Annotated in this window: 15 protein-coding genes; 14 read left to right on the top strand and 1 reads right to left on the bottom strand. The window is 64.2% G+C overall.

What is annotated here, in order from left to right; translation table 11 throughout:
- Positions 1–158 precede the first annotated feature (158 nt).
- Genes AB7M32_RS06915 through AB7M32_RS06850 form a run of 14 tightly spaced genes read left to right on the top strand, consistent with a single transcriptional unit; the run spans position 159 to position 13,275 of the window.
- Positions 159–893: a glycosyltransferase family 2 protein gene (locus AB7M32_RS06915; protein WP_454249475.1), complete on the top strand. Its 735-nt coding sequence runs from the start codon at positions 159–161 to the stop codon at positions 891–893.
- Positions 890–1,834 (top strand): LpxL/LpxP family acyltransferase, encoded by a 945-nt coding sequence (locus AB7M32_RS06910; protein ID WP_192261910.1) that lies wholly within the window; start codon positions 890–892, stop codon positions 1,832–1,834. The genes AB7M32_RS06915 and AB7M32_RS06910 overlap by 4 nt, the downstream gene beginning before the upstream one ends.
- A complete protein-coding gene (locus tag AB7M32_RS06905; protein WP_454249474.1) occupies positions 1,815–3,359 on the top strand; it encodes an HAL/PAL/TAL family ammonia-lyase in 1,545 nt (514 codons plus the stop codon). Before AB7M32_RS06910 ends, AB7M32_RS06905 begins: the two co-directional genes overlap by 20 nt.
- The gene (locus AB7M32_RS06900; RefSeq protein WP_072407267.1) at positions 3,352–3,777 is read left to right on the top strand and encodes an acyl-CoA thioesterase; all 426 of its coding nucleotides are present in this window, start codon (positions 3,352–3,354) and stop codon (positions 3,775–3,777) included. The genes AB7M32_RS06905 and AB7M32_RS06900 overlap by 8 nt, the downstream gene beginning before the upstream one ends.
- Entirely contained in the window at positions 3,774–4,367 is a 594-nt protein-coding gene (locus AB7M32_RS06895) for an outer membrane lipoprotein carrier protein LolA (protein WP_454249473.1), read from the top strand. Before AB7M32_RS06900 ends, AB7M32_RS06895 begins: the two co-directional genes overlap by 4 nt.
- Positions 4,351–6,690 carry an MMPL family transporter gene (locus AB7M32_RS06890; RefSeq protein WP_454249472.1) on the top strand — a complete coding sequence of 780 codons (2,340 nt, stop codon included), beginning with the start codon at positions 4,351–4,353 and terminating at the stop codon, positions 6,688–6,690. The genes AB7M32_RS06895 and AB7M32_RS06890 overlap by 17 nt, the downstream gene beginning before the upstream one ends.
- Before the next feature lie 23 nt (positions 6,691–6,713).
- On the top strand, positions 6,714–7,973 hold the full coding sequence (locus AB7M32_RS06885) for an NAD(P)/FAD-dependent oxidoreductase (RefSeq protein ID WP_454249471.1): 1,260 nt from the start codon (positions 6,714–6,716) through the stop codon (positions 7,971–7,973).
- A complete protein-coding gene (locus AB7M32_RS06880) occupies positions 7,970–8,698 on the top strand; it encodes a class I SAM-dependent methyltransferase (RefSeq protein ID WP_454249470.1) in 729 nt (242 codons plus the stop codon). Before AB7M32_RS06885 ends, AB7M32_RS06880 begins: the two co-directional genes overlap by 4 nt.
- Entirely contained in the window at positions 8,695–9,177 is a 483-nt protein-coding gene (locus AB7M32_RS06875) for a DUF3261 domain-containing protein (protein ID WP_192261905.1), read from the top strand. Before AB7M32_RS06880 ends, AB7M32_RS06875 begins: the two co-directional genes overlap by 4 nt.
- Entirely contained in the window at positions 9,174–10,370 is a 1,197-nt protein-coding gene (locus AB7M32_RS06870; protein ID WP_454249469.1) for a beta-ketoacyl-[acyl-carrier-protein] synthase family protein, read from the top strand. The genes AB7M32_RS06875 and AB7M32_RS06870 overlap by 4 nt, the downstream gene beginning before the upstream one ends.
- Entirely contained in the window at positions 10,367–10,834 is a 468-nt protein-coding gene (locus tag AB7M32_RS06865) for an ApeP family dehydratase (RefSeq protein WP_454249468.1), read from the top strand. Before AB7M32_RS06870 ends, AB7M32_RS06865 begins: the two co-directional genes overlap by 4 nt.
- Positions 10,831–11,559, top strand: a complete 729-nt coding sequence (locus AB7M32_RS06860; protein WP_072407283.1) for a 3-ketoacyl-ACP reductase FabG2 — start codon at positions 10,831–10,833, stop codon at positions 11,557–11,559. Before AB7M32_RS06865 ends, AB7M32_RS06860 begins: the two co-directional genes overlap by 4 nt.
- Positions 11,559–12,785 (top strand): beta-ketoacyl-ACP synthase, encoded by a 1,227-nt coding sequence (locus AB7M32_RS06855; RefSeq protein WP_454249467.1) that lies wholly within the window; start codon positions 11,559–11,561, stop codon positions 12,783–12,785. Before AB7M32_RS06860 ends, AB7M32_RS06855 begins: the two co-directional genes overlap by 1 nt.
- 43 nt (positions 12,786–12,828) lie before the next feature.
- Complete coding sequence (locus AB7M32_RS06850; protein ID WP_003197008.1) at positions 12,829–13,275, top strand: hypothetical protein; 447 nt, start codon at positions 12,829–12,831, stop codon at positions 13,273–13,275.
- Between the two features lie 559 nt (positions 13,276–13,834).
- On the opposite strand, the gene AB7M32_RS06845 is transcribed toward AB7M32_RS06850, so the two are convergent.
- Positions 13,835–14,368 carry a PAAR domain-containing protein gene (locus AB7M32_RS06845; protein WP_072407289.1) on the bottom strand — a complete coding sequence of 178 codons (534 nt, stop codon included), beginning with the start codon at positions 14,366–14,368 and terminating at the stop codon, positions 13,835–13,837.
- Positions 14,369–14,774: the final 406 nt, after the last annotated feature.

Raw genomic sequence — 14,774 nt, 5'->3', positions numbered from 1 at the left:
CCTCATGTGGCGAGGGGATTTATCCCCGTTCGAGTGCGAAGCGCTCGCCATCAGACTCTGTCGTTGCGCAGGATTTAGGATTGCTTCGCAATCCAGCGGGGATAAATCCCCTCGCCACAGGGGAGCGATGCACAGTAGATCAGTGGCAGGTGCCAACCATGCATAACCCCTGCGCCGTCATCCCGGTCTACAACCACGAAACCGCCATCTCGGCGGTGGTCCAGGCGTTGCTCGCCAACGGCCTGCCCTGTGTGCTGGTGGATGACGCCAGCAACCGGGCATGTGCCGCCGTACTGGAGCGGCTGGCCGAGGGCGAGCAGGTGCATCTGGTCAGGCTGGCGGTCAACCAGGGCAAGGGCGGCGCGGTGATGACCGGCTTGCGGGAAGCGTCGCGCCTGGGTTTCAGCCACGCCTTGCAGGTGGATGCCGACGGGCAGCACGACCTGGGCGACGTGAAGACCTTCATCGAGCAATCCCGTGCCCACCCGGACGCAGTGATCTGCGGCTATCCGCACTACGACGCCAGCGTGCCGAAAGGTCGCCTGTACGCGCGCTACCTGACCCACGTCATGGTCTGGATCAACAGCCTCTCCCTGCAAATCCGCGACTCGATGTGCGGCTTTCGGGTCTACCCCTTGGCACCGACCCTGGCGCTGATCGACTCGGCCAATATCGGCAAGCGCATGGATTTCGACTCGGACATCCTGGTGCGCCTGGCCTGGCGCAACCAGCCGATGCACTGGCTGCACACCCGGGTCCATTACCCTCGGGACGGCGTTTCGCACTTTCGCCTGTTCCACGACAACGTGCTGATTTCCAGCATGCATACCCGGCTGTTCTTCGGCATGCTGGTGCGCGCTCCCCTGATTCTCTGGCGACGGTGGCGGGCATGAGCCTTCAGGCAGACAAGCAACATTGGGCCGACCGCCAGGAGCGCGGCAGTTTCTGGCTGATGAAACTCACCGCGCTCGCCGCCAAGGTGCTCGGCCGGCGCTTGCTGACCCCGGTGCTGTACGGCATCGTCCTGTACTTTTTCATTTTCGGCCGCAGCGCGCGCCAGGCGGCCTGGCAATACCAGCAACGCCTGGCCGACTGGAGCGCACGCCCCGAACTGCGCCCGACCCGCTGGCGGGTGTTCGGGCAATTCATGGCGTTCGCCGACTCCTTGCTCGACAAGCTCGACGTCTGGAACGGCAAGCTGAGCATCGACCAGATCGAAATCGTCGACCCGGCGCTGCTGCGCAATCACCTGCGCGATGCCCGTGGGCAAATGCTGGTGGGCGCGCACCTGGGCAACCTGGAGATGTGCCGGGCCCTGGCCGAGCTGGGCGAGAAAGTGACCATGAACGTGCTGGTGCACACCAAGCACGCCGAGCAGTTCAACCGTTTGCTGGGCGAGGCCGGTGCCACGCACTTGCGGCTGATCCAGGTCAGTGAGCTGAACCCGGTGATCATGTTGCAACTGAGCGAGCGCCTGGAGCGCGGCGAGTGGCTGGCGATTGCCGGCGACCGCGTGCCACTGCACGGCGGACGCAGCGTGACCGTGGACTTCATGGGCCACCCGGCGGCATTCCCCCAGGGGCCCTGGTTGCTGGCCGGCCTGCTGAAATGCCCGGTCAACCTGCTGATGTGCCTCAAGCACGAGGGGCGCTATCGCGTCACGCTCGAACCCTTCGCCGATGCCGTGGTGTGGAAACGCAACGAGCGCGAACAAGTGATCGCCCATTGGGCCGGCCACTATGCCGAGCGCCTGGCGCAGTACTGCCTCCAGGGCCCCCAACAGTGGTTCAACTTTTACCCTTTCTGGAAGACCGATGACGATGCCCACTCTTGAGCCGGTAACCTTCGGCGAACGCCCCCTGCGCATCGAAGATGTGCTGGCCCTGGCCAACCGTCAGGCCCCGACGCAGTTGCAGGATGACCCGGCGTTCCGCCAGCGCATCGCAAAGGGTGCGCAATTCCTCGACTCCTTGCTGGACAAGGAAGGCGTGATCTACGGCGTGACCACCGGCTACGGTGACTCTTGCGTGGTGGCGGTGCCGCTGCACCATGTCGAGGCCCTGCCGCGTCACCTGTACACGTTCCACGGCTGTGGCCTGGGCAAGCTGCTGGACGCCCAGGCCACCCGCGCGGTGCTGGCGGCGCGCTTGCAGTCGCTGTGCCACGGCGTGTCCGGGGTGCGGGTGGAACTGCTGGAGCGGCTCCAGGCCTTCCTCGAACACGACATCCTGCCACTGATCCCGGAAGAAGGCTCGGTGGGCGCCAGCGGCGACCTGACGCCGCTGTCCTACGTCGCCGCCACGCTGTCCGGTGAACGGGAAGTCATGTTCCGCGGCGAGCGGCGCCTGGCCGCCGACGTGCACCGTGAACTGGGCTGGAATCCACTGGTGCTGCGGCCCAAGGAAGCCCTGGCGCTGATGAACGGCACCGCTGTAATGACCGGCCTGGCCTGCCTGGCCTTCGCACGGGCCGACTACCTGCTGCAACTGGCGACCCGTATCACCGCGTTGAATGTCGTCGCCCTGCAAGGCAACCCGGAACACTTCGACGAGCGCCTGTTCGCCGCCAAGCCACACCCAGGGCAAATGCAAGTCGCCGCGTGGCTGCGCAAGGACTTGGCGATCGATGCGCCGACGGCGCCGCTGCATCGCCTGCAGGATCGCTACTCCCTGCGCTGCGCGCCCCATGTACTCGGCGTGCTGGCCGACAGCCTGGGCTGGCTGCGTTCGTTCATCGAGACCGAACTCAACAGCGCCAACGACAATCCGATCATCGACGCCGAAGCCGAACGCGTGCTCCACGGCGGGCATTTCTACGGCGGGCATATCGCCTTCGCCATGGACAGCCTGAAGAATCTGGTGGCCAACGTCGCGGATTTGCTGGATCGGCAACTCGCGCTGCTGGTGGACGAGCGCTACAACCATGGCCTGCCGAGCAACCTGTCCGGCGCCAGCGCCGAGCGGGCGATGCTCAACCATGGCTTCAAGGCTGTGCAGATCGGCACCAGCGCCTGGACCGCCGAGGCCCTGAAAAACACCATGCCGGCCAGCGTGTTCTCACGCTCCACCGAGTGTCACAACCAGGACAAGGTGAGCATGGGCACCATCGCCGCCCGGGACGCGATCCGCGTGCTGGAGCTGACCGAACAAGTCGCTGCCGCTACGCTGCTGGCGGCCAACCAAGGCGTATGGTTGCGCAGTCGTGCCGAAGACGCGCGGCCGCTGCCGCCGGCCCTGGCCGCCATGCACCAGCAACTGGCCGAGGATTTCGCCCCGGTCATCGAAGACCGCGCCCTGGAAGGCGAACTGCGCCTGTGCCTGCAACGCATCGCCGAACAACATTGGAGGCTGCATGCGTAGCCAAGGCGTTCTGCACGTCGACACCCACATCGTGGTGCCGTTTTTCGACGTCGATTCGATGAATGTGGTCTGGCACGGCCACTACGTCAAATACCTGGAAGTGGCTCGCTGTGCGCTGCTCGACCTGATCGGCCACAACTACAACGACATGCTCGAATCCGGCCATGCGTGGCCGGTTATCGATCTGCAACTGCGCTACGTGCGCAGCGCCGTGTTCGGCCAGGCCCTGACCGTGCGTGCCAGCCTGGTGGAGTGGGAAAACCGGCTGAAGATCAATTACCTGATCAGCGACGCAGCCACCGGCGAACGCTTGACCCGCGCCAGTTCGGTGCAGGTGGCGGTGGACCTCGCCAGCCGCGAAATGCTGCTGGCCTCGCCTCGGGTCTTTGTCGAAGCCGTCGAAAGGAAACTGCCATGAAACGTTTGTCGATCTGCCTGCTGCTGTGTTGCCTGGCGCCGTTGGCCCAGGCCTTCGACCTGCAGCAATTGAGCGACCAACTGGCCCGCCCGGAGGTGATCCACGGCCAGTTCATCCAGGAAAAACACCTGCGCGCCCTGCCCCAACCCCTCACCAGCAAGGGCCGCTTCGTGCTGGCGAAAAAATACGGCCTGCTGTGGCTGCTGCAAACCCCGCTGCAACAGGACTACCGCATCACCGCCCAAGGCATCGCCCGACGGGACGGCAATGCCTGGCAGATGCTGCCGAACAAGAGCGCTGGCGCCGAGCAGAACCGTCTGTTCCTGGCGGTACTGCAGGGTGACAGTAGTGGTTTGCAGCGGGATTTCGAGCTGAGCCTGTCGGGCGAGCCACAGCAGTGGAAACTCACCCTGACCCCGCGCTCGGTGCTGCTCAAGCAGGTCTTCAAGCAGATCAACATCGATGGCGGCGAACTGGTCCAGCGCATCGAACTGCTGGAAACCCAGGGCGACAGCACCGTACTGCACATGCAGGACAGCACCAGCGCACAGCCCTTGAGCGAAACGGAGCAACATGATTTTGCCGAGTGAACGGATGCTGCCACGGCTGTTCCTGATCCTGCTGCTAGCAGTGCTCGCGCTCGCCGGCTGGCAGTGGCGCAACGGCGCGCCGCTGTCGGCCAATCTCATGGAGCTGGTGCCGGGCACATCACCCGATGCCCTGGAACTGATCGCCGAGCAGCGTATGCAGGAGCCGCTCAACCGCGAGGTGCTGGTGCTGGTGGGTCATGCCGATCGCCAGCAAGCCATCGCCCTGGCGCAAACCCTGGGCGAGCAATGGCAGGCCAGCGGCCTGTTCGACAAGGTGCAGTGGACATTGCAGGCCGACTTGCCGGCGCTGCGTACGCAACTGCTCAACGGGCGGTTGGCGATGCTCTCGGCGGCGGACCGGCAGCAACTGATCGAACAGCCCCAGGCGTTCATCCAGCAACGGGTGCAGGCCCTGTTCGACCCGTTCAGCGGCTTCAGCCTGGTGCCGAACCAGGACGATTGGCTAGGCCTGACCGGGCGTATCCAGAACAGCCAGCCCCAACGCGGCGCGATCAAATTCGACATCGGCAGCGGGGCCCTGGTCGCCGATGCCGACGGTAAAAGCTGGGTGATGCTGCGGGCCCGTGCCCAGGGCACCGCCTTCGACATGAACCTGCCGCTGCAAGTGGCCGAACTGCTGCAACGCAGCCGCGACCAGGCGGGCCAGGCCCAAGGGCAACTGCTGGCGGCCAGCGGCCTGCTGTACGCCGCCAGCGGCCAGCAACAGGCGTCGCGGGAAATCACCTGGGTCGGCGGCGGCGCGACGGTCGGCATCTTGCTACTGCTGTTGCTGGCCTTCCGACGCCTGCGGGTGTGGCTGGCGTTCGTGCCGGTGCTGGTGGGCATGCTGTTCGGCGCCGTGGCGTGCGTGGCCTTGTTCGGGCGCATGCATGTCATGACCCTTGTACTGGGTTCCAGCCTGATCGGCGTCGCGGTGGATTACCCCCTGCACTACCTGTCCAAGAGCTGGAGCCTCAAGCCATGGCGCAGCTGGCCGGCCTTGCGCCTGACCCTGCCGGGGCTGAGCCTGAGCCTGGCGACCACCTGCATCGGCTACCTGGCCCTGGCCTGGACGCCGTTCCCGGCCCTGACCCAGATCGCGATATTTTCCGCCGCCGGGCTGGTGGGTGCCTACTTGACCGCGGTGTGCCTGTTGCCGGCGCTGCTCAACGGTGCGGATTTGCGTCCGGCCCAGTGGCCGCTGCGGCTGTGCGAAGGCCTGCTCCAGATCCGCCAGGCGTTGTTGGCACGGGTGCCCACGCCAGTGCTGCTGGTGTTGCTGCTGGGCTTCTGCGCAGGCGGCCTCTGGCACCTGACCACGAAAAACGACATCCGCCAGTGGATCGGCACACCTCAGCACCTCACCGACGAAGCTCGCGACATCGCGCGCATCACCGGCTTCCAGCCCACCAGCCAGTTCTTCCTGATCCGCGCCGACAATCAGTCTCAACTGCTGGAACGCCAAACCGCTCTCAACGAGCGGCTGGATCAGTTGATCGCCCTGGAAAAACTCCAGGGCTACCTGTCGCTGAACCAACTGGTGAGCCCGCCCGCCGACCAACAGAAGGTGCGTGAGGCCTTGGCCCGGTTGCCGGCTGTCTGGCAGCCGTTGCTGGACCTGGGCGTGCCGGTCGCCGCGCTGCAAGCGGAACTGGCACAATTGCAGGCCTTGCCGGTGACCGACATCGATGCCGCGCTGGCCGGGCCTCTGGCCGAGCCGTACCGCACGCTCTGGCTCGGCCCCACCGCCCAAGGCGTCGCCGCCATGATCAGCCTGCAAGGCTTGAACGATGCCGCGCTGCTGCGGGTGCAAGCCGTGGACCTGCCGGGGGTACAACTGGTGGATCGCCTGGGCGACCTGAACCGAGTCTTCGCCGCCACGCAGGTCAGCGCCGCCGAGTTGAAACTGGCCTCCTGCGTGTTGATCGTGCTGGTGCTGATCTGGCCGTTCGGGGTCGGTGCGGCCTTGCGCATCGTCGCCCTGCCGTTGCTGGCCGCGCTGTGCAGCCTGGCGAGCCTCGGCTGGCTGGGGCAGCCACTGACCCTGTTCAGCCTGTTCGGCCTGCTGCTGGTGACGGCCATCGGCGTCGATTACGCGATCCTGATGCGCGAGCAGATTGGTGGCGCGGCGGTGAGCCTGCTGGGCACTTTCCTGGCAGCGATCACCACCTGGCTGTCGTTCGGCCTGCTGGCGCTTTCCAGCACACCGGCCGTAAGTAATTTCGGCCTGGCGGTGAGCCTGGGGCTGGCCTTCAGTTTCATGCTGGCGCCATGGGCCGGGCGTCACGAACACCCCACACCCGCTCAAGAAGACCAACGATGATTACGGATATTCAAGGAATCCCAATGCCTGTGACTGAAACGGAATATCGCCAGGTCGTCATCATCGGTGCCGGCCCCTCCGGGGCCATTGCCGCCGCGCTGCTCAAGCGCAAGGGCCACGATGTGCTGGTCATCGAGCGCCAGCATTTCCCACGGTTCTCCATCGGTGAAAGCCTGTTGTCCCATTGCCTGGATTTCGTTGAAGAAGCCGGCATGCTCGACGCGGTGAATGCCGCCGGGTTCCAGCGCAAGAACGGCGCCGCATTTGCCTGGGGCGAGCGCTACAGCGCCTTCGACTTCGGCGATACCTTCAGCAACGGCAAGCCCACCACTTTCCAGGTGCAACGGGCCGACTTCGACAAGTTGCTAGCCGATCAGGCCGCCCTGCAAGGTGTGGAGATCCGCTACGGCCAAGCGATTGCCAGTGCCGACTTCACCCTCGCCAAACCACGACTGGGCGTGCAGCGTGAAGACGGCAGCGAGTACCGCGTCGAAACCGACTTCGTGCTCGATGCCAGCGGCTATGGTCGCGTCCTGCCGCGCCTGCTGGACCTTGAGGCGCCGTCGAACTTCCCGCTGCGCCAGGCGGTGTTCACGCACATCGAGGATCGCATCGACGCTCCGGCGTTCGACCGGGAAAAGATCCTCATCACCACCCACCCGAGCAAACGTGACGTGTGGTTCTGGACCATTCCGTTCAGCGGCGGGCGCTGCTCGGTGGGCGTGGTCGCGGCGGCGGAACATTTCGCCGGCCGCACCGACGACCTCGATGCCTGCCTGCGTGGTTTCATCGACGAAACCCCAAGCCTGGCCGGCGTGCTGCAAAATGCGCAGTGGGACACCCCGGCGCGGACCATCGGCGGCTACTCGGCCAACGTCAAGACCCTGCACGGCCCGGGCTTTGCCCTGTTGGGCAATGCCGCGGAATTCCTCGACCCGGTGTTCTCCTCCGGCGTGACCATTGCCATGCGTTCGGCGAGCATGGCCGCCGACGTGCTCCACCGTCAGTTGCAAGGTGAAAGTGTCGATTGGCAAAGCGAGTTCGCCGAGCCGCTCAAGCGCGGCGTCGACACCTTCCGCTGCTATGTCGAGGGCTGGTACGCCGGCACCTTCCAGGACGTGATTTTCTACACCGAAGGCTCAGACGACATCCGCCGCATGATCAGTTCGATCCTGGCTGGCTACGCCTGGGATCAGCGCAACCCGTTTGTCAGCGAACCCAAGCGGCGCCTGCGCATGCTCTCGGAAATCTGCGCAAGCCCGGCGCCGAGTCAGCAACCATGAGCTACCTGAGCGACAACTACGTCGAAGAAACCCGCTTCGGTTTCTGGTTCCTGCGTAGCCACACCTGGCAGCACCACGTGTTGCGCGTGGCGATCAACGACCTGCGCAGCCTGTTCAGCACCGCGCTGCCGGCCAACCCGGTGCTGCTGGACGCCGGCTGCGGCCAGGGCAAGTCGTTCCAGTACCTGCGCCAGGTGTTCGCGCCACAACGCCTGATCGGCGTGGATGCCGACCCTCACAGCCTGGACCTGTGCCGGGAGGAAGCCACGCGCCAAGGCATGAGCGTGGAACTGATCGGCAGCGACTGCGCGACCTTGGCGGTGCCCGACGCCAGCGTCGACCTGTTGTTCTGCCACCAGACGTTCCATCATCTGGTGGAGCAGGAAAAAGCCCTCGCCGAGTTCTACCGCGTACTCAAGCCCGGCGGCTATTTGATGTTCGCCGAATCCACCGAAGCCTACATCGATACCTGGGTGATCCGCTGGCTGTTCCGTCATCCCATGCATGTGCAGAAAAGTGCCGCACAGTACCTGCAGATGATCCGCGATCAAGGGTTCCAGTTCGAAGACCGCAACGTCTCCTACCCGTACCTGTGGTGGAGCCGTGCCAAGGATTTCGGCCTGCTGGAACGCTTTGGCCTGCGCCGGCCCAAGCCATTTGGCGAGCGTGAGGAAACCCTGGTCAATGTGGTGGCGCGCAAGCCTCGCGAAGGGGTAGTCGAATGATCCGTGGCCTGCTGATCGCCTGTGTGTTGCTGCTCAGCGCCTGCGCCAGCCAGGCGCCGCTGCCCGCCCGCACGCCGACCCTGGCGTTGCCGATGCAACTGCACATCGAGCGGACCCTGGCCGGCCAACGCCAGGATTGGTTGCTGGTGATCCAACGCGAAGACACCGGCATCCGTTGGTCGATGATGGACCCCCTGGGCATTCCCGTGGCCCGTCAGCGCCTGGTCGACGGCCAGTGGCAGGCCGACGGTCTGCTGCCACCCAATGCCGAGGCCCGGGAGTTGTTCGCCGCGCTGTTGTTCGCCCTGACCCCCGAAGCCGAGCTGTCCGGCAACTATCCGGCGGCCCGGCGACAGGCGTCGCAACGGACCCTCGATAATCGCTGGCAGGTGCGCTACACGCAGCCGCTGGATTTCGAAATGAGCCTGCCCCAAGGCCCCCGCTACCGCATCACACCGTTGACCGAGAACGCCCCATGACCGCCTACCTGAATGCCCTCGGGGTGATCTGCGCCCTGGGCCGCGACAAGCACACTGTCGCGCGCAACCTGTTTGCCGGCGACTGCTCGGGCGTGCGCAGCGAGGATGGCTGGGTGGCCGAACGGGCCTTGCCGGTCGCCGCGGTGCCGGGTGAACTCGCGCCCATCCCCCCTGCCCTGGCGGCGCAACGCAGCCGCAATAATCAACTGCTGCTGGAAGCGGGGCTGCAGATTCGCGCCGAGATCGACCAGGCCATCCAGGCCTACGGTCGCGCTCGCATCGGCATCGTCCTGGGCACCAGCACGTCGGGCATCGACGAGGCCAGCCAGGGCATTGCCCACTACCTGCGCGAGCAGCGCTTCCCCGACGGCTACGACTACCAGCAACAGGAACTCAGCGCGCCGGCCAACTTTCTTTCCGACTGGCTCGGTTTGAGCGGCCCGTCCTACGTGATTTCCACGGCCTGTACCTCCAGCGCCCGCGCCTTGATGAGCGCCCGACGCCTGTTGGACCTGGGCCTGTGCGATGCGGTGCTGTGCGGTGGCGTGGACAGCCTGTGCAAACTGACCCTCAACGGTTTTTCCGCGTTGGAAGCGGTGTCGAACGAACGCTGCAATCCATTCTCGGTGAACCGCAGCGGCATCAACATTGGCGAAGCGGCGGTGCTGTTTCTCATGAGCAAGACGCCAGGCGAGGGAACACCGATAGCCTTGCTCGGCGACGGCGCCAGTTCCGATGCCCACCATATCTCCGCGCCCGAACCCAGCGGTCGCGGCGCACGCCAGGCCATGGAAAAAGCCCTGCGCTGTGCCGGCCTCGATGCTCGCCAGATCGACTACCTGAACCTGCATGGCACCGCCACGCAACACAATGACGCCATGGAAAGCCAGGCCGTGGCCGGGCTGTTCCCGGCGGGCGTGCCCTGCTCGTCCACCAAACCCATGACCGGCCATACCCTCGGCGCGGCCGGGGCACTGGAAGCGGCGTTCTGCTGGCTGGCCCTGAGCACGCAAAACACCGCCCAGGCCCTACCGCCGCACGTCTGGGACGGCCAGGCCGATCCTGCCCTGCCAGCGCTAAACTGGGTCACCGCCAGCACCCGCCTGAACCCGTTCACCCCGCGCCGCCTGATGAGCAATTCATTTGCTTTCGGCGGCAACAACGTCAGCCTGATTATCGGAGATGCCCCATGATTGACTGGCCGCTCGCCGAATTGCTGCCCCATGCCGGCGATATGATCCTCATCGACCGGATCCTGTCGTTCGATGACGAACAGATCCACACCCACGCCACCGTCAAGCCCGGCGGTCTGTTCAGCCGCGACGACGGCGCACTACCGGCCTGGGTCGGCATCGAACTGATGGCCCAGAGTGTCGCGGCGTTTGCCGGTTGCCACGCCCGCCGACGCGGCGATGCCGTGGAGTTGGGCTTCTTGCTCGGCACCCGCAAGTTCGAATGCAACGTCGACTGCTTTCCCGTCGGTATCGAGCTGAGCATCCATGGCGTGCGCTCCCTGGAAGACGACAACGGCATGGGCGTGTTCGAATGCCACATCCACGCCCCCGGCATCCATGCCACGGCCCGGCTCAATGTATTCCGCCCGCCCCAGGCCGCCCATTACCTTCATGAACCGTCCGCAACAGGAACCCCGCCATGACTGAATCCGTACTGGTCACCGGCTCCAGCCGTGGCATCGGCCGCGCCATCGCCCTGCGCCTGGCCCAGGCCGGGCACGACATCGTGCTGCACTGCCGCAGCGGTCGCGCCGAGGCCGAGGCAGTCCAGGCACAAATCCAGGCCCTGGGCCGCAACGTCCGGGTGCTGCAATTCGACGTGGCCGACCGCGCCGCCTGCAAGGCCATTCTCGAAGCCGATGTCGAAGCCCATGGCGCCTATTACGGTGTGGTGCTCAATGCCGGCCTGACCCGCGATGGCGCCTTCCCGGCCTTGAGCGAAGACGACTGGGACGTGGTGATGCGCACCAACCTCGACGGTTTCTACAATGTGCTGCACCCGGTGATGATGCCGATGATCCGTCGTCGCGCCGCCGGAAGGATCGTCTGCATCACTTCGGTTTCCGGGCTGATCGGCAATCGCGGCCAGGTCAACTACAGTGCTTCGAAGGCCGGTTTGATCGGCGCGGCCAAGGCGTTGGCAATCGAGCTGGGCAAGCGCAAGATCACCGTCAATTGCGTCGCGCCGGGGTTGATCGACACCGCCATGCTCGATGAAAACGTACCCGTGGAAGAACTGATGAAAATGATCCCCGCCCAACGCATGGGCACCCCGGAAGAAGTGGCTGGCGCGGTGAACTTCCTCATGTCCGCCGAAGCCGGCTACATCACCCGGCAGGTGCTGGCCGTCAACGGAGGCTTGTGCTGATGAAGCGCGTCGTCGTCACCGGCATGGCCGGCATCACCTCCGTGGGCAGCGACTGGGAAACCATCGCAGCCAACTTCGCCGCCAACCGCAGCGGCATCCGGCGCATGGATGAGTGGGACCGTTTCACCGAACTGAACACGCGCCTGGCCGGCCCCATCGACGACTTCCAGGTCCCAGCCCACTGGACCCGCAAACAATTGCGCAGCATGGGGCGAGTCTCGCGCCTGGCGGTCGCCTCGGCGGAACAGGCCCTGGCCGACGCCGGCCTGCTGGGCGACGAATCGATCAAGGACGGGCGCATGGGCGTGTCCTGCGGTTCATCCACCGGCAGCACCGACGAGATCAAGGCATTCGGCAACATGCTGCTCAACAGCGTGGCCGAGGGCCTGAACGCCAACTCTTATGTGCGCATGATGCCCCACACCACCGCGGCCAATATCAGCATCTTCTTCGGGCTGACCGGACGCCTGATCCCCACTTCCAGTGCCTGCACCAGTGGCAGCCACGGCATCGGCTATGCCTACGAGGCCATCAAGTTCGGGCGCCTGCCGTTGATGCTGGCCGGCGGTGCGGAAGAACTGTGCCCGACCGAAGCGATGGTCTTCGATGCGCTCTACGCCACCAGCCTGAAAAACGATGCGCCGCAAACCAGCCCGCGTCCCTACGACAAGGGCCGCGATGGCCTGGTGATCGGCGAAGGCGCCGGCATGCTCGTGCTTGAGGAACTGGAACACGCCCTGGCCCGTGGCGCACGGATTCATGCCGAGATCGTTGGCTTCGGCAGCAACGCCGACGGCCAGCACGCCACCCGCCCCGAACTGGTCACCATGCGCCGGGCCATGGAACTGGCCCTGGAAGATGCCGGCCTCGAACCCTCGGCCATCGGCTACGTCAATGGCCATGGCACCGCCACCGAACAGGGCGACATTGCCGAAACCCTGGCCACCAGCAGCCTGTTTGGCGAGCACATGCCCATCAGCTCGCAGAAGAGCTTCCTCGGCCACACCCTGGGTGCCTGCGGGGCGCTGGAGTCCTGGTTCAGCATCGAAATGCTGAAAAGCGACCTGTACGTGCACACCTTCAACCTCGATGAGGTTGATCCTCAATGCGGCCAGCTCGACTACCTGCGCAGCGAGTTCAGGTCGATGAGCAACGAATACGTGATGAACAACAATTTCGCCTTTGGTGGGGTCAACACCTCGCTGATCTTCCGCCGCTGGCGCTGAATCGGACTCAAAACCCCGTTATCCCTACGTCAAGGAGACCATGATGTCGTTGAAGAAAATCGCCGTGACCGCCGCCCTGTTGCTCAGCACCCTGCCAAGCCTCAGCCAGGCCCGTGATACCGCGCTGTTCCTGCCATTCGACAAGGTCGTCGCCGAAGCCATCCGCACCGGCAAGATCGACGGCAGCGTGAAGTTCTACCTGGCCGGCAACAAACCGGCTGGCAACGTCACCGTGGTCAGCCCCGGCGCCGTGACCAACAAGAAAACCAACGCCTTCAACAAGTCCGATGAAGTGGCCTGCGAATGGGTGCTGCAATCAGCCTTGATCAGCCTGCACCAGGCCGCCAAGAACGCCGGCGCCAACGCCGTCACCAACATCGTCAGCTTCTACAAGAGCAACGAACGCAAAGACCCCACCACCTACGAATGCCACGCCGGCGCGATCATGGCCGGTGTTGCGTTGAAAGGGGATTTGGCGAAGGTGCAGTAAAAAGCGCCTTTGGGACCATTGGAGAAGCCTGGCGATCGATGCCAGGCCATCCGCCCCCCTCAGGTGGGAGCGAGCTTGCTCGCGATAGCGCTGGGTCAGTGCCGGTGATGCGGGCTGTGCTGCCGTCATCGCGAGCAAGCTCGCTCCCACAGGGTTTGGTGACAGACCCGGATGTTGCGAACACCACAGCTCCACTGTGGGAGCGAGCTTGCTCGCGATAGCGCTGGGTCAGTGCCGGTGATGCAGGCTGTGCTGCCGTCATCGCGAGCAAGCTCGCTCCCACAGGGTTGGGTGCCGTACCCAGATATTGCGAACACCACAGTTCCACTGTGGGAGCGAGCTTGCTCGCGATAGCGGTGGGTCAGTACCGGTGATGTGGGCTGTGTTGACGTCATCGCGAGCAAGCTCGCTCCCACAGGGTTTGATGGCAGACCCGAATGTTGCCGGCACCCTCGCTTTCACAGGCATCAGGTAGATCATCTTCACTCTGTTTGAGTGTTCAGCATGAACCTTGTGGCGAGGGAGCTTGCTCCCGCTGGGCTGCGCAGCAGCCCCTCGTTCATTGGCTGTCTTCCTTCATCGCATTCGAGTGCAGGCGATGAACATCCGCCCGTTTAAGAGCAGGCAAGAAATCCTCCGCCATCGGCACGCCTTCACGCACGATGATCAGGAAACGTTTCTGAAGCGTATTGATGATTTCGTCGCCATTGCTCAAACGACTGCCGACCAGCGCGATATTGCTATTGGCTTCCCCGGCCCCAGTGATGATCCGTGCCGTGCTGCCATCGGCGTACACCACCTGGTCGCCTTTCTGCGCCGCGCACACTTTCCAGCCATTATCCAAGGTGAACGTCAACGAAGATGACACCTGCTGGATCGTTCCGCCGTACCGCGTCTGGCTGCCCTCGGTGGCCACTCGATAAATAGCGATTGGCGGATGCGCTTGGACGAATGCTTTTTGTCGATTGACGAATGCCGCGACTTCTTCGCCGTAACCCTCCAGGTGGCGTTGCTCCAAGTACAAGTCATCCAAATGACGGAGAGATTCACGGGAGATTTCGTTGGTGTAGAGGGCATCCAAAGATGAGTGCATTTCCAGGGGCCTTATTCATGGGCTTCAGGCTGCGCCCCTTGCCGCTGGGAAGGAGCGCTGAGCCGGACGATTCGGAATAATGAATAAGACGTCGCAGCGCAGGCGAGTGGCAATCCCAACGGCGTGATACCTGGAACGAATAGGAAGTGTCGCAACTAGAAATTCGCGTTTTCCTACAGCCAGTACTCACCCTCGGCAGGGACCACTCGAGAGAAAAACCTTGGCCGAACAGGCCTAGTACATTGCGACGCAGCCGCACTCATTGATAATGGTAGATATCGGGCATTGGGTGCTGGAGAAACAATCGCAGGCGACTCGCGAAGCTATTATTTGGCTTCTTCACAACCACTCAATGATCCGAAAGCGCCCAAGTCATAGCGCTCATTGATCGTTCCTACCCTATCGC

The organism is Pseudomonas sp. R151218B TE3479 (assembly GCF_053629195.1).
The sequence above is the reverse complement of the archived record's forward strand: the minus strand, read 5'-3'. Positions and strand labels throughout refer to the sequence as shown.